Annotated in this window: 23 protein-coding genes; 6 read left to right on the top strand and 17 right to left on the bottom strand. The window is 35.2% G+C overall.

The genetic code is table 11. The features are described from left to right. Positions 1-3 precede the first annotated feature (3 nt). The 5 genes from NW240_RS01005 to NW240_RS00985 all read right to left on the bottom strand — a co-directional run bounded on the left by NW240_RS01005 (position 4) and on the right by NW240_RS00985 (position 4,169). On the bottom strand, positions 4-657 hold the full coding sequence (locus NW240_RS01005; RefSeq protein ID WP_258435567.1) for a cytochrome c biogenesis CcdA family protein: 654 nt from the start codon (positions 655-657) through the stop codon (positions 4-6). A gap of 124 nt (positions 658-781) precedes the next feature. Further along, positions 782-1,504, bottom strand: a complete 723-nt coding sequence (locus NW240_RS01000; RefSeq protein WP_258435566.1) for a glycine/sarcosine/betaine reductase selenoprotein B family protein — start codon at positions 1,502-1,504, stop codon at positions 782-784. A 12-nt stretch (positions 1,505-1,516) separates the two neighbouring features. After that, a complete protein-coding gene (locus tag NW240_RS00995) occupies positions 1,517-2,197 on the bottom strand; it encodes a TIGR04283 family arsenosugar biosynthesis glycosyltransferase (RefSeq protein ID WP_258435565.1) in 681 nt (226 codons plus the stop codon). Further along, positions 2,194-3,711 (bottom strand): TIGR04282 family arsenosugar biosynthesis glycosyltransferase, encoded by a 1,518-nt coding sequence (locus NW240_RS00990; protein WP_258435564.1) that lies wholly within the window; start codon positions 3,709-3,711, stop codon positions 2,194-2,196. The genes NW240_RS00995 and NW240_RS00990 overlap by 4 nt, the downstream gene beginning before the upstream one ends. Further along, positions 3,711-4,169: a hypothetical protein gene (locus NW240_RS00985; RefSeq protein ID WP_258435563.1), complete on the bottom strand. Its 459-nt coding sequence runs from the start codon at positions 4,167-4,169 to the stop codon at positions 3,711-3,713. Before NW240_RS00985 ends, NW240_RS00990 begins: the two co-directional genes overlap by 1 nt. A gap of 166 nt (positions 4,170-4,335) precedes the next feature. Between NW240_RS00985 and NW240_RS00980 the strand changes: the two genes are divergently transcribed. Beyond that, entirely contained in the window at positions 4,336-5,055 is a 720-nt protein-coding gene (locus NW240_RS00980; protein ID WP_258435562.1) for a rhodanese-like domain-containing protein, read from the top strand. 56 nt (positions 5,056-5,111) lie between these two features. On the opposite strand, the gene NW240_RS00975 is transcribed toward NW240_RS00980, so the two are convergent. From NW240_RS00975 to NW240_RS00955, 5 genes are read right to left on the bottom strand one after another with little or no spacing between them, the layout of a single operon-like run. Continuing rightward, positions 5,112-6,152: an ABC transporter ATP-binding protein gene (locus tag NW240_RS00975; RefSeq protein ID WP_258435561.1), complete on the bottom strand. Its 1,041-nt coding sequence runs from the start codon at positions 6,150-6,152 to the stop codon at positions 5,112-5,114. A gap of 10 nt (positions 6,153-6,162) precedes the next feature. Next, complete coding sequence (locus NW240_RS00970; RefSeq protein ID WP_258435560.1) at positions 6,163-6,957, bottom strand: ABC transporter permease; 795 nt, start codon at positions 6,955-6,957, stop codon at positions 6,163-6,165. A 6-nt stretch (positions 6,958-6,963) separates the two neighbouring features. Next, complete coding sequence (locus NW240_RS00965) at positions 6,964-7,848, bottom strand: ABC transporter permease (RefSeq protein WP_258435559.1); 885 nt, start codon at positions 7,846-7,848, stop codon at positions 6,964-6,966. 1 nt (position 7,849) lies between these two features. After that, positions 7,850-9,076, bottom strand: coding sequence for an ABC transporter substrate-binding protein (locus NW240_RS00960; protein WP_258435558.1), 1,227 nt, complete (start codon positions 9,074-9,076; stop codon positions 7,850-7,852). Between the two features lie 52 nt (positions 9,077-9,128). Then, positions 9,129-10,205 (bottom strand): sulfurtransferase, encoded by a 1,077-nt coding sequence (locus tag NW240_RS00955; protein ID WP_258435557.1) that lies wholly within the window; start codon positions 10,203-10,205, stop codon positions 9,129-9,131. A 197-nt stretch (positions 10,206-10,402) separates the two neighbouring features. On the opposite strand from NW240_RS00955, the gene NW240_RS00950 reads away from it, so the two are divergent. The 3 genes from NW240_RS00950 (at position 10,403) to NW240_RS00940 (ending at position 13,274) form a co-directional block, all read left to right on the top strand. After that, positions 10,403-11,551 carry an aminotransferase class V-fold PLP-dependent enzyme gene (locus NW240_RS00950; protein ID WP_258435556.1) on the top strand — a complete coding sequence of 383 codons (1,149 nt, stop codon included), beginning with the start codon at positions 10,403-10,405 and terminating at the stop codon, positions 11,549-11,551. A gap of 104 nt (positions 11,552-11,655) precedes the next feature. After that, positions 11,656-12,582, top strand: a complete 927-nt coding sequence (locus tag NW240_RS00945; protein WP_258435555.1) for a selenium metabolism-associated LysR family transcriptional regulator — start codon at positions 11,656-11,658, stop codon at positions 12,580-12,582. An 89-nt stretch (positions 12,583-12,671) separates the two neighbouring features. Then, a complete protein-coding gene (locus NW240_RS00940; RefSeq protein WP_258435554.1) occupies positions 12,672-13,274 on the top strand; it encodes a TVP38/TMEM64 family protein in 603 nt (200 codons plus the stop codon). A gap of 42 nt (positions 13,275-13,316) precedes the next feature. On the opposite strand, the gene NW240_RS00935 is transcribed toward NW240_RS00940, so the two are convergent. From NW240_RS00935 to NW240_RS00915, 5 genes are all read right to left on the bottom strand, one after another. Next, positions 13,317-13,685 (bottom strand): Spx/MgsR family RNA polymerase-binding regulatory protein, encoded by a 369-nt coding sequence (locus tag NW240_RS00935; RefSeq protein ID WP_258435553.1) that lies wholly within the window; start codon positions 13,683-13,685, stop codon positions 13,317-13,319. A 133-nt stretch (positions 13,686-13,818) separates the two neighbouring features. Continuing rightward, positions 13,819-14,724: a YitT family protein gene (locus tag NW240_RS00930; RefSeq protein WP_258435552.1), complete on the bottom strand. Its 906-nt coding sequence runs from the start codon at positions 14,722-14,724 to the stop codon at positions 13,819-13,821. A 130-nt stretch (positions 14,725-14,854) separates the two neighbouring features. Next, positions 14,855-16,645: a glutamine--fructose-6-phosphate transaminase (isomerizing) gene (gene glmS, locus NW240_RS00925; protein ID WP_258435551.1), complete on the bottom strand. Its 1,791-nt coding sequence runs from the start codon at positions 16,643-16,645 to the stop codon at positions 14,855-14,857. A gap of 305 nt (positions 16,646-16,950) precedes the next feature. Continuing rightward, positions 16,951-18,798: a type I pullulanase gene (pulA, locus tag NW240_RS00920; RefSeq protein ID WP_258435550.1), complete on the bottom strand. Its 1,848-nt coding sequence runs from the start codon at positions 18,796-18,798 to the stop codon at positions 16,951-16,953. A 145-nt stretch (positions 18,799-18,943) separates the two neighbouring features. After that, positions 18,944-19,489, bottom strand: a complete 546-nt coding sequence (locus NW240_RS00915; protein WP_090289229.1) for a DUF402 domain-containing protein — start codon at positions 19,487-19,489, stop codon at positions 18,944-18,946. Between the two features lie 204 nt (positions 19,490-19,693). On the opposite strand from NW240_RS00915, the gene NW240_RS00910 reads away from it, so the two are divergent. After that, on the top strand, positions 19,694-20,827 hold the full coding sequence (locus NW240_RS00910; protein WP_258435549.1) for an LLM class flavin-dependent oxidoreductase: 1,134 nt from the start codon (positions 19,694-19,696) through the stop codon (positions 20,825-20,827). After that, positions 20,827-21,393 carry an NADPH-dependent FMN reductase gene (locus NW240_RS00905; RefSeq protein WP_258435548.1) on the top strand — a complete coding sequence of 189 codons (567 nt, stop codon included), beginning with the start codon at positions 20,827-20,829 and terminating at the stop codon, positions 21,391-21,393. Before NW240_RS00910 ends, NW240_RS00905 begins: the two co-directional genes overlap by 1 nt. Positions 21,394-21,473: 80 nt before the next feature. Here NW240_RS00905 and mutY read toward each other — a convergent pair whose 3' ends face one another. Continuing rightward, positions 21,474-22,676, bottom strand: coding sequence for an A/G-specific adenine glycosylase (gene mutY / locus NW240_RS00900; protein WP_258435547.1), 1,203 nt, complete (start codon positions 22,674-22,676; stop codon positions 21,474-21,476). Positions 22,677-22,680: 4 nt separating this feature from the next. After that, the gene (locus NW240_RS00895; protein ID WP_258435546.1) at positions 22,681-23,631 is read right to left on the bottom strand and encodes a RecX family transcriptional regulator; all 951 of its coding nucleotides are present in this window, start codon (positions 23,629-23,631) and stop codon (positions 22,681-22,683) included. Positions 23,632-23,649 lie beyond the last annotated feature (18 nt).

The following is a 23,649-nucleotide window of genomic DNA, read 5'->3' as shown; positions in this document are numbered from 1 at the left end:
CTCCTAGGCTAGTTTTAATAAAAGTGTTTCTAAAATGCCGGACATGGTTAATAAACCAAAAAGGATTAATAACGAGCCTGAAAATAGATTGACTAAACGGTAATGTTTTTTTATAAATGTAAGGACTTTTTTACTTTCATCTACTAATAAAGCTGACAGGATGAAAGGAATACCTAACCCTAAACAATAGCTAATTATTAGTAAAAAGGAAGTCCAGCTAGTAGCGACACTAGCTATATAGGTTAATGCTGAAGCTAAAAAGGTTCCCACACATGGCGACCAAGAAATGGCAAAGACTAAACCAAATAAATAAGGATTGGCCACATGACCGCCAGTCGATTGAGGCCTTAATTTAGTCATTAGCTTTTGTCCCTTGAGATAATCGACACCCATAATAATCATAATGCTTCCTGCGATAAAGTTAACGACTTGTCGATGCATCAGGAAGAAGGACCCAACAGTTGATATAAAAAGGCTCAATAAGATAAAGATGGTAGAAAATCCTAACATAAACAAGGTCGCTTTAATGAGCGTTCTTTTAGTAGAACTTTCTTCTTCACCGCCTGCAAAAAAAGCAATATAAAGCGGAATCATTGGCAGTAAACAGGGAGAGATAAAAGTCATTAGTCCTTCAATAAATAATAATAGATAGTCCATATCTTCATCTCCTTTCTCACAAAATTCATCACGCTCATTGAGTCATTCAACTAAAAACAATCACACTTCTAGCAATAAATTGATTATCTTTATCTAACCTCACTAGCCGAATCAGATTAAGTCATTAATCTTTTTTAAAAGGCCTTATCTCTTCCGCCCCACCCGATACGGCAAAATCTAAAAATTGGTCCATAACTTGCCAGTGCATAGTAGAATCATTCGCCTCTCCGAAGGTTAAACCTAATGGAAAATCGATGGTAAACATTCTTGGAGGTCTGGCCTTTGCTGCTACCTTAGGTAAATGCATGATTGAAGCGGTACGAATTCCCTGCTTTTCAACTTCTCTTTGGATGAGTCCAACGGACTGATGACATATATATCAACCAGGAGACAACAGCGTCAAATCCACTTGATCTTCAACCAATTGTCGAGCAATTGCTGGGGCTGTTTCATCGATCAATAAATTTACTTTAGGTATATACCCCATTAAACCAAAATGACGTGGAGCAACAGAACCGATTATCTTCTTTATCGTCATCTCTTGGAGCATCTGCAGAGGAAATACACAGTTCAAATCTTCATCTGCCTGACTGTGATCATAATGGTCGTGAGTTATCATAATATCTTCCATTTGACTATCCCCAGGAATCATTCGAAAGGTATGATCTCCCTTAATATTAAAAGGAAGATCACCCTTCAAATGGGTTCCCGCAGTTGTGATAAATGCTACTTTACATTCTGAAAGTGGCTTAGTTAATGCAACAATGTGGGGAGCTTCATCGATATTAACCACCATTCTTTTAGCAATGGCTGCAATGATATTTTCCTTGATACTTCTCTTTTTCATACTATTCCCCTTTTATGAGTAATAGACTTGAGTGATTTCTTTCATAGCACAACCCTTGCGAAATAAATACTGACAGTGTTGCATCTTAAAAAGAGTCCTAAAGACACCCTTTTCTTTAAAACGACGGTCAGAGGTATAGATAAATTGATTCGCTATGATTAATTTCTCACCCCTAGCCTTGTTTCTTAAAGATAGATCATAGTCTTCCATTAAGGGTAAGGATAGAAAACCCCCTAGTTGCCTGTAATAATCTTTCGTCATAAAAATTCCTTGATCACCGAATGCAATCTGTCGATGTTTCAGTCGCCAATTTGATCCTTTTGCAATTGCTCTTAGCCATAAATTATCTGTTTGAAAGTTCAATGGAAAAGCACCAATTTTTCCCTTTAACAAACTATTCAATATCACTTTTTTAGGAGAATGATTAAAGTAGCTATCTGCATGCAAGAACAAAAGATAATCTCCTCGCGCCTTTTCAGCGCCAACAGCTAGCTGGCTACCACGTCCTTTAGGACTATGCAGAATTTTGTATTGATTTTTTCTTAGAAAATCTTGTGTTCCATCCTCACTTCCTCCATCTACAAACAAGATTTCGATATCTTCATCCTTCAAATGCTGTAGGTTTTTTAAGGTCTCAGGTAAGATTTTCATTTCATTATAAACTGGAATTATGACACTGATTATATAGGTCATAAGTTAACACCCTCCAACTTTTCAATATATTCCTTAATTTCTTGTAAGAATATTGGGCTAATAAATCGGGAAATAGTCTGAAAAGATTGGTCATTAGCCTTAACTTTTTGCGATTCTAAGTATTGAACATAAGCCATCGAACACCAAGTGATTCCTCTTAAACAAGTGAAATGAAGGTACTGTTTGAGCTTATCTTTATTAATTTTCACCTGAGAAGATTTGTCATACTCTTTAATGAAAAAAGAGATTTCATCATATGAAAGTAAGTAATCTGTTTTCCATAGCGTGGTTGTGGGGGCTAAGAAATGAGCGATATCTTGTTCTCTTTCTCCAATCAAGGGCTTCTCCCAATCAATTAAATAAGAATCTCCATGGGAGTTAATCAAAAAGTTATGCGAGTTAAGTTCTGTATTGATGACGCAGGGATTGCTTAATTCACTACTAAGCGAGTATTTCTTAAGACTTATCATCAGTGCGTCGATTAAATTGATAACTTCAAGATCCCTCCCCTTCCAATTTTGATAATGATTGTACATCTCAATAAATTCTTGATACATAAGTTGGAAAGGGTATTTCGCTTTGATTAGATGAGGGATAGTATCAATGTCTACACTATGAATTCTAGCCAGAATATTAGCAGCGATAGATAAATCCTTATGATAGTCTAAAGAATGCCCGGGAAGATACTCTTCAATCAAATAGCCCTTACCTAATAAATCAGTATGAGGTTGGCATTGATAGACCTTAGGCACAACGCCTGATGAGGCTAAACCCTTTAGCGCTAGGTATTCATATTCAATTTGGTTATCTAAATTCATTTGAGAGCCTAGAGCAATCCTAAAAATTTTTCTTCCCTTATCAATTAGAAAATTGGCGTTATACTCACCTTGATTAAAATAAACTGCGTGTGGATCTCCCGATAGATAGCGCACCACATCTTCTCGCGTATCCAAATCACGAATTGTTTCTGTCAGTGCATAGGAAAGTTTTGCTTCAGAAAGTTTATTGATTGTCCTTTGGCATACTTCATCGTGCGAATAATTCTCTAAATCAAAAAGCGATTTAGAGAATTGGCGACTTGCTATAATTCCGTATCCACCATCTAAGGTAGGAGCTAAAACAACGTCTTCATGATCTAACATCTTAATTACTTGTTCAATCAAAGATTGCTTGATATCAACTAAATCACAGCCTAACAAAAGAACTTTGTCATAGCCGCGATTAAAAATTTGCTGCATAGCTCGAGACATTCTTTCTCCTAAATGACTTGAATCAAGCTGACCAAATATTTTATCACTTTTAATTTCTAGATATTTTTGGATGGCTTTTTTTTGATCAGATGGCGATACAAAAAGATAGATATCTGCATCTACCTTACAAATTTCTTTGTAAGTTTCTTGCAAAAGATGAATCGATAGGTGATGAATATCTTCCTTAGGTAAAAAACCTTGCAATCTCGTTTTGTTATAGCCAATTATAGGTAATTTGACAAAATAAATAATTGCAGTCGACATTATAAATCTCCTGTCTTACTTTCGCATTCTTTAGTTTGACGATGGAAGAAGAAAATTAATAAACAAGCAATCAAATTTCCAACTCCTAAAAGTGGTAAACCTAGCAGGAAATATGGATACATAATGAAAACACTCTTATCTGCAAAAAAGCTCATGATAACTAATTCAAACAGGGAAATAATCACCAATATAATCCAATGAATTTTCCAAGAAAATTGATAACAACTTTGAATCCACTTTTTAGTTTTAAGTATAGCTATGATAGCAATTAAAAGAATAGATATAGCCACAACAAACCAAATCCATCGATAATTTTCAGCAAACCAAAATTGATTAAATTGAAATTCCCTGTAATACACATGACGATACAATCCTGACCGTTTACTGGCATAATTATTTACAAAAAAACCAGATATAAGGATTAATATTTCAATTACCCAATATATTTTACTTAACATTTTGGACCTCCTCTTATAACCTTGCCCATTATAGCATACAGCTACATTTTTTTGAGTGAATGTTTTATTGATATTACTAATAAATAGCCTACATTTATTTAAAAAGTCTATTTGTGATTGAATGAACGTTTTAATAAAATAAAGACATTAAAATAAAGGAGTGTATATGATGCAAAAAACACTTTTAAAATCTGTAAAAGTTATTGTCACTTTTGTAGCGGTTTTCGCTCTAGATCTTTCAAGCGTTTACGCCCAAGCTGAGATAATGCCAGGCGAAGAACTAGAAAAAATCCAATTAGACAAGAAGAAAAAGGAAAAATATCTGGTAATTGATGTGCGTCCAGAAGAAGAATACGAAGAAGGACATCTTTCACATGCCATTAATATTCCTTTAGATCAATTAGAGGAACAATTAGAACGATTAGAAGACTACAAAAAGATGCCCATTATTGTTTATTGCAATACTGGTAAGAAGTCTGCAGAAGCTGCGAGTCTTTTAATCGATAATGGTTTTAAAGATGTTAAGGATGCTAAAGGGGTTAAAGAATTTGAATATACTTTAGTGGCTTATGAATCTATCTTGCCTGATACCTTCATAGAAGCAGCCGAAGCAGGCGAAACTATTTTCATTGATGCACGTGATCTTGAGGACTTTGAAAAAGCAAGTGTAGAAGGAGCCATTCATGCTTCAGTTGATAAGCCAGAAGCTGTATTAGAACAACTACCTGAAGACAAAGAAGTTGAAATTATTACTTTCTGTTATTCTGGTAATAAATCCGCTCAAATTGCTAACTTTTTAACAGAAAACGGCTATACTAATGTCAAAAATTCTTTAGATGGTACAAAAGAAAATAAAGAACTTCCAATAATTGAAAAAGCCTCATAATTATTAAAACCCAAAAAAAGCCCAACCTTTAGTTGGACTTTTTCTATTATAATCTATCATTCAAAACTAACAATATCTTCATGATTAACGTAAAGCCAATAGTTTTCGCCTACTTTATAATCTTTTAATGACTGGTGCAAGATATTAACACTCCATTGTTCACTTGAATTGATTAATTGGAATTTTAAATCAACATACTCTGGATACTCAATAAAGTGGGTTAATTGGGCCGGTAAAATCAAATTGGAAGAAGACTCTTTTCGTTCTTTCTTTACGTCCACACGAATCGGTCTGACAAAAATTTTCTTACCAATATAGTCCTTTACTTTCACATTAGCATCCATATCTAACCAGTCTTTTCGACTTTCTTCAATAACCTTTAGGCGGTTCAACTGTCCAAAGAAATTACCCACATACTCATTTTCAGGGTGGTCAAAAACATTTTTTGGACAATCTATTTGGACTAAATCTCCATTATGCAAAAAAGCTATACGATCAGCAAATTGTACTGCTTCTCGCTTATCATGTGTCACTAAGATAGTTACCAGATTTTTTTTAACATGTAGGTTATGTACTAACTGCCCCATCTCTCTTCTAAGCGGTTCATCAAGTCCAGAAAAAGGCTCATCCAGCAAAAGAACTTGAGGTTCAGTGGCTAAGGCTCTGGCGAGTGCTACCCTTTGTTGTTGACCACCTGATAATTTGTGAATAGGAGAAGCTTGAAAGCCTTGTAAGCGCACATCATTCAATAATGAGCTTACCCGCTCATCAATCTCTTTGTCTTTCATTTTCTTTAACTTCATAGGAAAAGCGATATTTTCTTTAACGTTATAATGCGGAAAAAGTCTTAAATCTTGAAATACTACCGAAACAGGACGGGAATGACTTGGTTTTTTCATAATAGAAGTTTGATTGAGTAAAATATCTCCTTCAGCCTTTTCAATGAGTCCAGCGAGTGTCTTCAAAAAAGTAGTTTTGCCAGATCCAGAAGGTCCGAGCAAAGCCAAATACTCTCCACTTTTAACTTCAAGATTAAGATCTTTTAAGATTTTAGTATGATCTAACTTTACGGATAAATTATTAATAATTAATGACACGGTTCACCTCCTAATAGAAGTCGACTTTTTCATATTTCCTTTGATAATATTTTGAAAACCAGGAGAAAAGACCCATAACTAAAAAGCTGATGATTAAGAAGAATAAAGCATAAATACTAGCAATTGTTCGATCGTTTCTTTGTAAATAAGGATAAATAATTACTGATAGGGTTTGAATCTTCCCCCCACCTATCATTAAAGTCAGGAAGTACTGACTAAAAGAAACAATGAATGACATAGCCAAACTGGTCGCAAGAACAGGAAGCAGCAGTGGAAAAGTTATTTTCCAGAAAGCCTTCCATTTATTTGCCCCTAATATCCATGCCTGTTCTTCTAAATGAAGACCAACAGCATGGTAGGCATCAATCACTAAATAGCTAGCATAGGGTAAGGAATAGATTAAATGGACGAAAATAACGCCACAAAGCTTATTGGCCCAGCCCCATTCAATCATTTTTTGATGTATACCTGTAGCAAAAACGATAACAGGAATTAAAAAAGGTAGAGCGATAGTTAACTGAATAAAGTTCTTAAAGAAACCTTTAGCCATTACCATCGCTCTAGCCGTCATTAACGCAATCATACATGACAGCATGGCTACACATGACGAAATGAATACCGAAGATAAAATAAGGGTTAATAATTGATTAGGTTGTCGCATTAGATTTTCAAACCCTCTTAAAGAAAAATTGCGAGGGAATACTTGTGGCCAGGGCCAACGAGCAGAAAATGCCCAAATCATTAAGATGGCTATGGGGATAAGAATAGTTATAAGTATCAAGATATTAACGGCTTTACGATACATCGCGACCTACCTTTTCTTTAATGGATAATAATTCTTTAACTGAGAATAGAATGCCATAAGATAAATAATTGCAGCAGCTAACAAACTAACGAGTAGTAAGATTCCATTATATGCCATAGCTAAAGGACGTTGACTTAAATCGGGATGGATATAAGCTTGATATGCCGCAACAGGTAATCCCTTAGGTAAGGTTGGCCCTAATAAAGCTGGTAACTCATAAGAGCCAAAAGTATACATAAATATAATGAAAAAGGCAGCTAGAATTGTACTTTTTGATAAGGGGAGCACAATTTTAATAAAACTTTGCATACGATTAGCTCCAAGAGTCTGTGCGGCTTCGCCAAGCTTGCGATTAATCGAACTGATTATAGGATAACAATAAAATAAAACAAAAGGAATTTCTTTCCACATAAAAGAAAAGATAATGCCCCAACCATTTGGTTGAAACACTAATGAATCAAACCAATTTTGGGCATTCTTAAATCCCACTGCAAATAAAATTCGTGCAAATATCCCAGTTCGTCCGAACAATTGTAAAATAAACAGCGCGACCACTAAATGAGGAACAATTATAGGGATTTTCACCATCATCCGTTGCCATCTACTTAACTTTTCTTGAATAAGCCAAAAGTAAGCCCAGGCTAGACCGATAATCGTTGAAATAAAAGCTGAATAGAGGGCAATTTTCAATGAAAAAAATACTGATTGACTAAATTGTTTATTACTTAATAAATCTTGATAGTAAACCAGACTGAACTCATTTAAATTTAAAGAAGGTATGTAACCAAAAGATTGTACTATTCCAATCATTACACCTAACAGTAGAAATAAACTTAAAATAAGCTGGGGCATAAATAAGAGGACTGCATAAAACTTCTTCGTAAGTTCCATTTTATTTTCCTGCCACTTCCTCTAGCCAAATTTCTTCAATTAAAGGCACTAATTGTGCAGGCATTTCTGGCAGGCGCTTAGATAAGAGTTGATCTTGTGGTATTATACCCTCGCCAATTTCTACTTCCGCAAAGTCTGCTTTTAATTGATCATTTAATTTATTATTGTCGATTACCGGAATTAAACCAAGATATTCGTATTTTGATAATTGCATTTCTGGTGATAGCATTTCATTTATTGCTACTATAGCGGCTGCTTTATGGGCCGAATTTTTACCTATAGCTATAAAATTCGTGTTACCTATCGTACCCTTTTCAAAAATAAATGATTGGGCAGTCGATGGATACATTCCTTGTTCAATTGCTCGAGCAATCTCATAGGCGTTATAGGTTATGTGGAAGGCGACTTCTCCATCCATAAATAAATTGTTCAGAGCAGGACCATCACTTGGATAAGTTAGGCCCTCACTCCACAAATAGGGAGCCAATTCATTTAAGTAATCCAAAGCAGGTTGAATGACTTCTTTCAGCTTTTCTTTATCTGCTTCCATCTGTTGAAATTCTTGATAATCCACAAACTCATAAATAATATTCCGAACAAAAGCGGACCCTGTAAAATCAGGCAATGCCGGATAAGTAAAGCTTCCAGGATTTTCTTTTGCGTATGCTAACAAGGATTCAGCATCATTAGGAGTCGCTTCAGTGACTGCTGCATCTTTAATTAAGACAAGTTGTGATTTTGAATAAGGCGCTTCAAACCCATCGATTGGATAGCCAAAATCCTGATTGTTTTCCAAATCCTCGACATCTAGAAACTCTTGATAATTAGGCAATTTTTCTGTGAATGGACCATATAAAAGATCGTTTTCTCGAGCAGATTTAAAATTCTCGCCATTGAGCCAGATCATATCTATTTCACCTTCACTAGATTTTGCCTGTTTCTCACTAATCAACTGGCTCAAAATCTGATCAATATCCATCGGTATACGGTTAAGCGTAATATCATATTTTTCTTTAAGACTTGGTCCATAAACTTCATCCAACCACTGATTAAGCTTTTCGTCGCCGCCCCATCCATAAAAATTAACTTCATTACCGCTAGCTTGCTCTACCATTTCTTCAAAAGGCAGCTTGTTTAATGGGGCTCCCTCATCGGCAAAAACGGATGTAGTATTGACTATTAAGCTAATTATAAAAGCTAAACTCAATAATTTTAGAAAATTTTTCATTAATACTCTCCTTAATAAAAAGCATGCTTCTATTTATTTTTGAAGATGCTTTCTAGTTGGTTTCTTTTCCTTTTTCTAAATCTCCAACTGTTTTAAATTGTACCGAGTCTGATTGAGGATCACCTATTTGAACTTCTAATTCATCATTCATTTGCCATTCATTCCATCCACCATCAAACATGGTCGCATCTAGATCACGCTCATACATTAACAAGAATGGAAGACTCGATCTCCAACCGGTTCCACAATAGAAGGCCAAGTCATTGTCAACATCAATACCTTCCTCTTGCCAAAAAGCTAAAATTTCATCAAAATCTTTATTTGTTCCATCTTCATTTTTAAAATCTTCCATGTCTGAAACGTTGGCTTCACCAGAATCTCTTAATAAAGGACGTCCCCAAACAGCTCCTTTAGGTTCCCCTGCTTTTGGAATATACGAGTATCCTGACTCTAAACCTAACCATTCATTTTCGGAACGTAAAGAAACTAAGCGGAAGTTTTCATTATTAGCTAAAGCATCCACAGTATCATCTAAAGATATAAGATATTCAGGATGAACAGGTACTTCAACTCCAAAATCCGTAAGAGCTTCAGGCTCTACTTCACCTTCTTCAATCTCATAACCAGCAGCTTCCCAAATTGCTAAACCTCCGTCTAAAATTTTAACAGATTCAACACCTGTATATAAAGCTGCATAGGCTACACGGTCTACACCAGTGTCTGGTCCGTATAAAATCAATGTCGTATCTTTATCAATACCATATTTTAATAAAGATTCTTTAATTTCTTCAGCAGATCGTAAGTTCCATACAGGCCCCTCTTCAACCGAGTCTGTATTAATGTGAATCGCCCCTGGTAAATGTTTCTTCAAATAATCTGGGCTCGCATCAGCTTCGCCCCAAGTGACTTCAGCCAACACATATTTTTCAATGTCAGAATTACCATCTAAGACATTTTTAATCCATTCTGCGTCAACAAAAACTTGTTTAGCCGGATCGATAGGATATTGTTTCTCACTTGAAGCTTCAGTAGTATTTTCTTCAACTTCTTCTGCATTAATGTTAGCAAATGGATGCATAAGACCAACAAATAACACAGTCAACATCAACCATGAAAATAATTTTTTCATAAGACACCTCTTTAAATATATTTTTACTAGCTAATCATATCACTTCAAATTTTCACCGACAAGCTTAGTTAGGACTGCCTTGAACATTTATCAGAATAACTGATGAAAGCGATATCAATTCAAATTAACCATGAAGGCCCTTATCAATTGAGATATAATAGAAATGATATTATTAATTCTAAAGAGGAGAAGATCTTATGATTTATTTAGATAATGCAGCTACTTCCCTTAATAAACCTCAAGTAGTCATTGACGCGGTTATTGACGCTATACAACATTCTGGCAATGCTGGCAGAGGTTCTTCAGATTCAGCTATGCAAGCTTCCCGAAACATTTTTCAAGCACGTCAATCTTTGAATCAATTGATTAACGGCAAAGACCCTCGACAAATAGTTTTTACTCATAATGCTACAGATAGTTTAAATACAGTTATTAAAGGATTGTTTAAAAAAGGCGACCATGTTATTACCACTGTCATGGAACATAATTCTGTTTTAAGACCCCTCTATGAACTAGAAGAAAATGGTCTTGAATTGACTATTTTAGATATTAATTCTAAAGGAACCATTGATCCAGCAACAGTTGAAAATGCCATTCAAAGCAACACTAAAGGAATGGTCATCACCCACGCTTCCAATGTTACTGGTGACATTAATCCAATTAAGGAAATTAGTCGAACGCTTCACCAATATGATCTTTTATGTATTGTAGATGCTTCTCAGACAATCGGCTGTATTCCTATAGATATAGAAGCTTTAAACATTGATGTTCTTTGTTTTACTGGACATAAAAGTCTCTTAGGTCCTCAAGGAACTGGTGGCATTTATATTCGTCCTGGTGTAGATATCCGCCCTCTAAAATCAGGTGGAACAGGCATTGATACCTTTAGTCATCATCAGCCTCTTGATTATCCTTCACGCTTAGAAGCCGGCACTTTAAATAGTCATGGAATTGCTGGTCTCGGAGCAGGTGTAAATTATTTAATCGATTATGGGGTGGATAAAGTAAGAGATTATGAAAGGAGTCTCTTAAACATCTTTTACCAAGAACTTCAATCCATCCCTAATATAAAGTTTTACGGTCATTTTGATCCTACTATAGACCGCTGTGGTATTCTTTCACTTAACCTTGGCGATTTTGACTCGGCAATCGTAGTTGAAGAACTGATTGATCGAGCTGAAATTATGACACGCGGGGGAGGTCACTGTGCTCCTTTAATGCATGAGGCATTAGGAACTAGAGAACAAGGAGTTGTACGATTCTCACTGTCGCATTATACGAAAAAAGAAGATCTCATGACCGCCGTAGAATGTCTCAAAACTATTCAAAAAGATCTATCTGAGTAATTTTAAACTAATAGACAATTATTTATTATTTTTTATAATAAGTATGCCTTTCAGCCTAAAATCAAAAATCAATATTAAATCGATATCAGAAAGTAGTGACTTTTTTGGAATTAAAACAAATTCAAACCTTTATAACAATAGTAGAATGGGGTAGTTTTTCAGAAGCTGCTAACCAACTCTATCTCTCACAACCTACGGTTTCTTTGCACATTAAACAATTAGAGAATGAATTAGGCATCGAATTAATTTCACGTACAACTAAAAGCCATGAACTAACAAGCCAAGGCCAAGAATTTTATAAGTATGCACAATCTTTATTAAAAATGTCACGAAATATTGAGACCACTTTTTCCCAAAGAAACAATCATGAAATAACAATCGGAGCCTCCTCCATTGCCGCTTCCTATTTGCTTCCATTAGCACTTTCAGAATTTGCAAAAGACAATGAAGAAATGCGCGTCTCACTTCATCAAAGCGATACGATTGATATTATTAATGATATTGCCTTAGGCTCTTTAAATATCGGTATTGTCGGTTCCCAATCGATGAATAGTAACTTAACCTTTGAAAAGCTCTTTTCAGATAAATTAGTTATTGTTACTCCTTATAATGAGGAATATTTAAAATACAAAGAAAGTGGATATTCGATAAAAAAAATTCTAGATAAACCCTTTATTACTCGAGAAGAGGGATCAGGAACACTTAAAGAATCTGCATTAATACTAAGAGAGTTAGATATTGATCCACTCAAATTGAACAAAGTTTTTGAAGTGAATGATAATGAAACGATTAAACAATTCATAAAATTAGGTGTAGGGATTTCTATTTTATCAGAGCTAGCTGTCCAGCCTGATGTGAAACATAAAGAAGTTTTAACCTTCGATATTGAAGGAGTGAATTCTACACGCAACTTTTACTTGGTTTACCGTAAAAATACACACCTTCCTGAATCAGTTAAAAACTTTATTAATTATATTCGTAATTTCCAATTGACAGTTGAAGCGCTTCGGTCCAATCAAGAGACTAACTAAGACTTAAGACTGTCTGTTTTTGCTAAAATTTCATCTAAGATTGTCATATCATCAGTATATGTTAAAATATTTTTGAGGAGTGTGACCCTATGGATGAAAAAAAGCAAATATTAACCCAAAAATGGATGCATTTCCTTAATATTTTGGGACTAATAGTTACTTTCCTATTAGTAGTATGGGGGATTCAAACAGGCGTTTTTACGGATGAGCGAAAAATGTTAGTATTAATCAAAGGTTTTGGTTTATGGGGACCCTTGGTTTTTATCATTATTCAGATCGCTCAAACCATCATTCCTATCATGCCGGGAGCGATTACTATCCCTATTGGTATCTTAGCTTTTGGTCCTTTTTGGGGGTTCATCCTCAATTTATTCCCTATCTATTTTGGATCTTGGGTTAACTTTTGGATTGGCAGAAGATATGGCAAGCCTACTGTCCGGGCCATCCTAGGCGATAAATCTTATCGAAAAATGATCAGACTTTATGAAAGAAAAAATATGGGAAACTGGCTTTTTACTTTTTTTATGTTCTTCCCCTTCTCACCAGCTGATATTCTCTGTTACGGAGCTGGAATCACTACTATGTCACGCAAATATTTCATTTTATCCTTGCTTTTCGGCAAGCCTTTTTCCTTAGCATGTTATGGTTTTGGAACAACTTACATATTACATTGGTTAACATCCTTCTTATAAAAAAAGAGGCTATCAACTAGGGTTGATAACCTCTTTTTTATTTTAAGCTTCTTCAATTTTCCACACTCGGTTAATTATTTTTAAATTGGAGCCGCTACTTGCCCTTTCTTTTTGTATTAACAATGGCCGTTTTATTAACATACCGTTTTTACTCATAAGCTTTAAAACTTCTTCAGAAGACATGCTATCTAAACGCTCTTTTAATTTCATATCTCGGTATAGTTGTCCTGAAGTATTTAGCATTTTGCGGATATTACCATCTGTCGATTGGTAAGCTAATTTTAATTCAGAAAGGGAGGGTGGATTGTCACGGATATCTTCTATCTCTGATAATTCGAAGCCCTGTTCTTGCATATAATTGATAATCTTTTGACAAGTGGAACAATGTTTTAAACCATATACTTTAATCATTGCTTTCCCTCCATCATTCGTTATAGACAGCATAACACAGTATAGATAACTATTGTATGTTCACTTCACTCTAAAAATCTATATCCCATTAAAATAACAAAACTCGCCTTCTAAAAGAGAAGACGAGGTGTTTTTATTCATCGAAAAAGCGACGGTTTTTATTATTAGGATTATAGAAGGTGAATCCCTGTCCAATCACTTCTTGCACATCACTAACTGTTACAAAGGCGTTTGGATCAATCGCAGCAATATGTCGTTCTATTTTTACTACTTGTTGCTTAGATACAACAATATATAATACTTCTTTTTCTTTATGCGTATAGTAACCATAAGCTCTGAAGACAGTGATACCTCTTGAAATTTCTTCAGTAATCATCTGACAAACAGATCCCGGGTCTTTAGTAACAATTAACATGGCTTTACGTCGACTAAAACCATCCGTAACGAATTCTAAAGCTGCTGAAGTTAAAAACTTCATAAAAATAGTAACAATAGTATTTTCTGCACCGATTACAAATCCAGAAGCCAAAACAATCGACATATTTAATAAAAAAGTACCTGTAGCAAAATTAATTCCTAGGTATTTTTTTAAAATCATAGCGATAATATCTGTTCCGGCTGAAGACCCATGTCCTTTGAGAATTAATCCTAAACCAATACCCATTACAACCCCGCCCGCCATTGCCGAAATCAGTCGGTTTTCTGATATGAAAACGGGAGGGAAAATAGTATTTAAAGCCCAAGAGGTCACAAACATAGCATAGATTGTAAAAATTAATGTGCGTTTTTCCAGAAATCGATAACCAATCAATAGAATAAAGGAATTAATAACGAGGTTTGTTGTCCCTGTAGGAATGTCCTTGATATATTTTAAGATAATCGCTATACCTGCCACTCCACCATTTCCAAAATGGTTAGGGATAACAAAACTGTTCACCCCAACAGCATAGACGAGACAGCCTAAAGTGACCATAAAGATGGAATAAGCAAGTGCCCAAGGTTTTACTTTCAGCTGAAGTTTAGAAATTGACGGTTTCATTTATTCGCTCCTAATTTAGTATTTCATTTCCTATTATAGCGTTTATAAGATTTTAAAAAAAGTGCATTCAGATGACGTTTAAATTAAAATTCTATGATTAGAAACTAAGCAAACTCTCATTGCTTTTATTTTACTCTACTGTTACTGATTTAGCTAAATTACGTGGTTTATCTACATCCAGTCCACGCTCAACTGTAGCTAAATAAGCAATCATTTGGCAAACAACCACACTCACGATAGGAGTTAAAAGCGGATGCACAGATGGAAGTACAAAATCTCCTTCAATTGCATAAGGCTCACTCGCTACTACAAAGGTTTTTGCCCCGCGTGCTTTCATTTCTTCTAAATTTGACCGTGTATTTGAAGCAGTGACGGAATCAGTTATTAGAGCAGTGACGGGAGTATTTTCTTCTATCAAAGCAATTGTTCCATGCTTTAATTCTCCAGAGGCAAAGGCTTCTGTATGAATGTAAGAGATTTCTTTTAATTTAAGAGCTGCTTCCATAGCTACTAAATAGTCCAAGTATCGTCCCACATAAAATGCATGTGCTTTATCTGCTAGTCCATTTTTTACCCAGGAGTTTATAACATCTTTTTGATTAAATACCCTTTCAATGGCTTGAGAAACCAATGATAATTCGTGGGCCATTGAAAAATCCTTTTGGTTTGCAAGTATATCTGCTAATATCGCTAAGACGGTTAGCTGAGCCGTATAAGCCTTAGTAGAAGCCACAGCAATTTCCGGTCCTGCATTTAGTAAAAGTGTATAATTTGATTCTCTTGAAAGAGTAGATCCCTTAACATTAGTTATAGTTAAAGATGGAAAGTTTAATTCATTCACTTTAACCAGAGCTTGTCGACTGTCAGCCGTTTCACCCGATTGAGAAATAAAGATAAAGAATGGTCGCTGACTTAATAGTGGCAAGTGATGGGCAAATTCTGATGCCAGATGGACTTCTACTGGTATCTTGGCTAATTCTTCAAGCATCACTTTACCTACTAATCCAGCGTGATAAGAAGTCCCACAAGCTAGAATATAGAGACGATCAGCTTGCTTAATCTCAGACAAGAGTTCAGCTTCGATAGTAAATTCACCTGCTTGATTCTGATAATAAAGAATATTTTTACGGACAACAGCAGCTTGTTCGTCCATTTCTTTAAGCATATAGTGTGGATAAGTTCCTTTATCAAGGTCACTGGCATCTATATCCGCAATGTAAGAAGAACGGTCAATGACTTCACCCGATAAGTTTTCGATTAAAATCTCACCAGATTGAACAATCAAAAGCTCACCATCATGAATTTCAATGTACTCTTTGGTCAAATCGATGGTAGCCATTGCATCTGATGCGATTACATTAAATTTATCCCCCACGCCTACTAATAAGGGAGATTTATTCTTAGCGGCATATAGCGTATTTGGATCCTCATTATCAATTAAGCCAATAGCGTAAGAGCCTTCTAACATTAGAAGCACCTTTTTAAATGCTTCTTTAGTAGATAAACCTTTTTGTGAGAAATAAGCAATTAAAGCTACAATTACTTCTGTATCTGTTTGTGACTTTAATATCACTTCACTTAAGTAAGTTTTCTTTAAATCCAAATAATTTTCAATCACACCATTATGTACCAAGGTAAAACGATTAGAATGTGATTGATGGGGATGGGCATTTTCTCTATTAGCAGGACCGTGGGTTGCCCATCGTGTATGTCCAATACCAATACTAGAGTTAAATTCTTGGTCTACTGCCTTTTCTAGATCCGCAATTCTACCCTTTTCTTTAAAAAGATGTCCTCTTCCTTCTTGATCTAAGAGGTAAAGTCCAGCCGAATCATAACCACGATATTCCAATTTTGCCAAACCATCAAGTACAATTTTCTGAACATTTCCTTCACCAATAAATCCAACAATTCCGCACATAAAATACGCCTCATTTCTTTCTATATTTTATGCTTTCGGTGCATAGAATAGGCTCTGTCCAAGTTCTCGCGACCTTGTTTTAACTATCCTTAAAGACTGCACTGCCTTGAGTCATCCGCCGAAAATTCGATAAACTCATCCTCGTCACCTATTCCAATAGGTCTGGCGCTATCCATTTTAATCTCCTTTATTATTTTCTGAAAGCCTATTAAATTTACACCAAGCATGGAAAAATGTCAAAAACTTCATCTTAAGAGAAAGAGTAAGGATTAAATTTAATCCTTACTCTTTAGATGATTATTTTATTATGTCCGTTTTTTTAATCGTTTAATTACAGTCGTTGAATAAGGAAGCAGATTGATTGATTTAATTTGATTAAGGTATTCTTTCTCCTCGTTATCCACAACACCATCATAAACTAGCATCGTATAATTACCCAAAGGAACATTAAAGTGTGCGTATTCTTCGCCACCATTAAACATTAACAAAAGATCATAGGTCTTCCCGGCATATCGAACTGCCATGATTTGATCAGAAGCCTGGATCACTTCTGTCGAACGATGTAAAGTCTCGTAACTAGTTTGACGTAAAAGAGGTTCTTCTTTTCTTAACTGAATTAACCCTTTTACAAACTCCACCGTTTTACGATGCTGAGTCATTAAAGTCCAATCAATTTGATTGATAGTATCTGGTCGATTATAAGAATCTCTGACTCCCTGCTTACTTCTTAAAAACTCTTGACCAGCATGAATAAATGGAATACCTTGGGCTAGTATGACTAAAGCCAATCCCAATTGTTGTTTTTTTATTATAATTTCAGGTAAATGATAAGGGTCGGCCATCATCAATCGATCATGTAGGGTGTAATTATCGTGTGCTTCGCAATATTGAATGACTTGCATGGGATTATTAAATTTTTCTGAATCGTAACGCGCTAAAAAATTATTAACTAGGGGTTCTTCCATATACCAAGCGCCATTAATAAAGCCTCGAGCTTCCGGATTAAAGTCATTCCCTTTGATTGCTTCACGAATCCCATCATTAAATTGCGCAATCCGAGGCATTTTAAAAGCATTGTTTAAATTCGCTTTTTGATCTGCTGGGATAGGACTAGCCATATCCCAACCTTCTCCTAAGATAAATATACTGGGATCTATCGCATCAAGTGTATTTCGAACAGCTTCCATGGTTGAAAAATCATGTAGTCCCATTAAGTCAAAGCGAAATCCATCGATATGAAATTCCTTCGCCCAGTATTCAACGGAATCTACTATATACTTCTGCATCATCAAACGTTCTGATGCCGTATCATTTCCTACACCGCTACCATTAGTTAGCTGTCCGGATTGATCATATCGAAAAAAATAATGTGGGACCGTTAATTGCAAAGGATGATTCTCAACTTGATAAACATGATTGTAGACGACATCCATAATCACACGCATCCCTTTTTGATGGATAGCATGAATCATTTGCTTTAATTCTTTAATTCTAACAATAGGGTCATAAGGATCCGTTGCATAGGATCCTTCCGGAATATTGTAATTATAAGGATCATAGCCCCAATTGTATTCATTAGGTTGCTCAAAAGTCTCATCAACCGAATCAAAATCGAATAGAGGCAGAAATTCTAGATGCGTTACTCCTAACTCACTCAGATAATCTAATCCTGTAGAATCCCCTTCAGGGTTGCGGGTATTGGCTTGAGCCAAACCTAGATACTTTCCTCTATCGGTAATACCAGATTCACGTTGAATCGTTAAATCACGAACATTTACTTCATAAATAATTACAGCGTCATCTATAGGAAAAGCTGGCATTCTCTTTGACCAACCTTCTGGATTAGTTCTATTTGAATCGACAACAACTGATCTTCTGCCATTAACTGTACATGCTCTAGCATAAGGATCAATCGTTTCCTTTTGACTTCCGTCTTTAAAATCAAGGCGATACCGATAAGTTGTTTGATGCTGGTCTCCTGCTAACTCTATTTGGAAAACAGCTCCTTGATTAATCATGGAATACTCTGCTTTGACTCGGCCATAGTAACCATCATATACAATTAATTGGATGGAACGAGCGGTCGGTGCCCATATTTTAAACAGTGTTTTTTCAGGTGTATAGATAGCTCCTAATGCACCTGAATATGCCATTTGATCTAATTCTTTAAGCCTCTCTTCTGTATACATACCTTCACTCTCTCATCCTTTATTTTAAAAAAAGCAATAGAATAGCGACTTACTATCGCTTCTATTGCATTTTACACAAAATATTTCTCTCAGTGAATTCTACTATTAACTATTTATAACGTTTGCGATGTGACAATTGACAGTAGCGTTCATACCAAATATCGATAAAAGCTGGATTAAAGGGACCTTTTTTTTCCTCAATCCAACGGACCAACTCTTGAATATTATATTTCAATATACGGTCAATCTCGACTGGATAATTATAACGTCTACTATGTACTTCATACTCATCTAAATCTAACAATCGCTTCTCACCATCAGGAAACATCTTTATATCAAGATCATAATCAATATATTTTAATGCTTCCTTATCCATAACGTATGGAGAGGCCAGGTTACAATAATAAGTGACACCTCTTTTACGAATCATCGCTACAATATTAAACCAAAAATGTTGATGATAATATACAATTGCAGCTTCTCGTGTCACCCATCGACGACCATCTGATTCGATCACTAAAGTATGATCATTGCATCCAATAATGGACTGTTCACTGGTTTTTAAAACCATTGTATCGCGCCAAGTTCGATGCAAAGAACCATCGTGTTTATAACTTTTAACAGTAATGAATTCACCTTCTCTGGGCTGCTTCATCACTGAACCTACTTTCTATTGTGTAAATAATTAGCCGTTTGGCTATCAACTTTTCCTTAAATAGTATATCACACTCCCAAGTCTTTATGGGAGCAAATTTCATTTTAAAAATGAAAGCTTATCGATTTTTATAATGATTTATTTCCTTAAATTCGAGATTTATGCTATAATAAGTTCAATTAAAAATAAGAAAGGAAGCTGACTATGAATTCAACCACTTCCCCCAAAAAACCTTTAGAAATTGGTATATACACTTTAGGTGACCATGTACCTCACCCAATTACTGGTGACCGTATTTCGCAAGAACAGAGAGTTAATGAGATTATTCGTTATGGTATTGAAGCAGAAGCAGCTGGATTAGATCTTTTTAGTGTTGGTGAAAGTCACCAACCTTACTTTACCAGTCAAGCGCATACAGTCATTTTAGCGGCTATTGCACAAGCAACCTCTAAAATTAAACTTTCTTCTGCCGCGACCATTGTTTCAACTTCTGATCCCGTTCGCATCTTTGAAGATTTCGCCACCTTAGATCTTATCTCCAAGGGACGAATGGAAATTATTGCTGGGCGCGCTTCTCGAGTAGGACTTTTTGATTTACTAGGCTATAATATGCGTGATTATGAAGCATTGTATGAAGAAAAGTTTGAACTTTTACGCCAGATTAACGAAGAATTAATTATTAACTGGGAGGGAGAATATAGAGCACCTTTAAAAAATGCTTCTATTTTACCTCGACCTTATCAAAATCGTAAACTACCAATTTGGCGTGCGGTTGGAGGTCATCGTACTTCCGCTATTCAAGCGGGCCGTCAAGGAGTTCCTATATTCTTAGCTCATTTAACAGGTCCAGCTGATATTCATTTGGCTAATATTGAAGCCTATCGTGAAGCTTTAGAAGAAAATGGCTATCAAAGTGAAGATTTCCCTGTCGCAACTGCTGGTATGTTATATGTAGCCGAAACTTCTCAAAAAGCTAGACAGGAGGCCTATACTTTCATTTCTAAAGGCTTTAGTTTCTCAAATGGACAAGAATTTCCTAAACGAGCCTTTGCTCAATCAGAAAACCTTAATGATATTCTTAACGTTGGAAGTCCTGAAGAAATTATTGATAAGATTCTTTATCAATATGAGACTTTCGGTATTAGTCGTTATGTGGCTCAAATTGATTTTGGCGGTATTCCTTTCGAATACTTAATGAAAAATTTAGAAATTTTAGAAGCTAAAATTCTACCTGCTGTTCGCTGTTATACGGGTCAAAAAATTTCTGATCAAAAAGAGCCAACAGATCACGCTAAATTTAGAGAGACTGTCCAAGAGTTGACGGAGGAAGTGGACTAATGAAATTAATTTTACTTTCTGGTTCTAAGATAGGTAGTAAAACCCGTATTGCTATGAATCTCACTAAAGAGATTATTGAAGCAAACTATTCAGACTTTGATGTGGAGTTAATTGACCTAGCTGAGAAAGATATTGAATTTGCGGATGGTCATCACTATGTTGAACTTACTGGTGATAGTGCTTATGTAACAAAAGCAATCATGGAAGCTGACGCCATTATAATTGGTAGTCCAATTTTCCAAGCCTCCATTCCAGCAACACTTAAGAATATCTTCGACCTTTTACCGCAAAATGCGCTTAGAGATAAAACGGTTGGAATGGTTATTACTGCAGGTAGTCCTAAGCACTATTTAATTGCTGAATATCAATTAAAACCAATTCTTTCTTATATGAAAGCCATGGTCATTCCTTCATATGTATTTATTGAAGAGGCTGATTATCACCAAGGTGAGATTGTTAACCAAAATATTCATTACCGTTTAGATGGTTTAATAAAAGATACTCTATTATTTAGCCAAGCCATGGAATTAAAACGCCAAAAAGAAGAAGACGCCTACGACTTTTAATAAATAAATGACGATAATCTGTAATCAAAAGACCTCTAGCATTATATTGCTAGAGGTTTTAAGTATATATGCTTATCTAATTAAAAAAGACGCAAGTCATCGTTAGATGATGTTTTATTCATTTTATCTAATAATTTAATTTGCAAGGAAGATAAGGCTAGTTGATTTATCTCATCTTCTGATACCCATTGAAAGCTACTATCACTAAGCTGAAGCTGATCAAGCAATTGCTGACCACTATTTTCATAATTAACCGGTAAAATACCAACTTGCCAAATGCGGTGACTAAAAACATGTTTTATTGCAGGAGTAAGATTATCTAAATCCGCTTTAAAATTTTGCTTAATCTCTTCAACCACAGATTCCGCTACCATTTCATCCGGCTTGAGATAAGTATAAAAGAAAGCCTCTTTGGCTTCATTTGCATTTTTTAAAGCTAACAAATCCACTTCTACTAAAGGATAATGCCATAAGCCTAGCAATAATTCTCCCGCTTGATGCTGACGCATTAAGACTTTACCCTCTTTATTTATAATTTTATAAGCAAGCCATTCTTGTTTTGTCTGCTTAGTCTTTTTACGTTTGACTGGGTAAAGATGACTTGTGCCATTTTGATAAGATTGATCAAATTCTTTTAAGATATGGTTTTCAGGCCGGTAATTATTGGGTGTCATGACAGTAGCTCCGATATCCATCAAAGCCTGATTAAAGTCACCCGGTCGGTTGGGGTCAATTAGAGGATCCAATATAGCTTTAAAGACTTTACGGTTCTTTGCTTGACCAATATCTTCCTCTACTTCAAATAAGCGAGCAACAATACGCATTAAATTGCCATCAATAGCCGGCTCAACTAAACCAAAGGCAATCGATCCGATAGCTGCTGCTGTATAAGGACCAATCCCTTTTAAACTTAATAGCCCCTTCATAGTTGTTGGCATGATACCATCATATTCATTCATAATTTGTTTAGCGGCAACTTGCATATTTCTTACCCTTGAATAATAGCCTAAACCTTGCCATAGCTGATGCAGTTGTTCTTCAGAACTTTGTGCTAAAGCTTGAATAGTCGGTAATTCGCTGATAAATCGCTCATAATATGGGATAACCGTATTTACTTGCGTTTGTTGCAGCATAATCTCACTGACCCAAATATGATAGGGATCTTTACTGTGACGCCATGGTAAGTCTCGCCCTTCTTCATCGTACCAAGTTAATACTGTTTGACGAAACTTCTGAATTTTTTGAGGAGACCAATCCAAATAACTACTTATAAAATCGATCATCAGATTACTCACTCTCCCCTTTCATTTTTATCATGTTTTCATTATCCTCTAACCAATTTTGAATGTCTTGGTAATTAAAACCCTTTTGTCGAAGATCGACGATTAACCGCTTTTTTAGTTCATAGCCTCCATATTTTTTGGATCTTTTCCTGAAAAGTTTTTGCCCTTCTTGATCCAGCAAATTCTCCTGAAGTTCAGGATCGACTTCAATTTTATAATTATCTAGAAAGGTTTGAATGATTATGCGATCATAGCCCTTTTGGTTAAGATGTTGATATAGCTTTGTCTTTAGCATAGCTAATGATAATCGTTTTTTACTTTTAATATATTTATCCGCTAAAATTTCTAAGTTTTCTCTTTTTAAATCTTCTGGATACTCCATTAAAGCATCTTCAATTATCAGATCATTTAGACCTTTCATTTTCAATTCATAAGAAATATTTCTTGGCCCTTTACGATTGATATTAGCTTGAGTACGCACATAAGCCTGGCCATAAATAAGATCATTAATTAAATTTTGTGTCTTTAGTTTGTCAATAATTTGTTCAATTAAACTTTCTGAAACTTCAAAAGATGCGTAGTCAAACCGACTATTTTTTTTGCTGAAATTAGATAGAGAAGATTTTTGGCTACTAGATTCTGATTCTTTTAAAAGATTATGCCGTTCTTCTAGCTTCTCACTTTGTGACTCTTTAACCATTTTTGCAAGGTAGTCACGTACTTCTTGTTCAGACTTCAACCCATAAGATAGATAATTTAAAGTTTTTTGATAAAACTGATAATGAAATTCAGCTTCTAAAACTTTTTCGATTAACTTTTGATCAACTTCTAAACCTTTTCTAATAGCAAACTTAATTAAGATTGCCTCATCTATTCCAAAAGCAAATTGATTATTAATAAAGATAGAGTAACGTTGTTTGTTCTTTTTTTGAACCTGAATTTTTGATATTTTCAAATCATCACCCCTATTTAA

Source organism: Facklamia sp. 7083-14-GEN3, assembly GCF_024742075.1.
Classification (GTDB): domain Bacteria; phylum Bacillota; class Bacilli; order Lactobacillales; family Aerococcaceae; genus Facklamia.
Note: the sequence above shows the minus strand (reverse complement) of the source record. Positions and strands in the feature narration are given on the sequence as shown.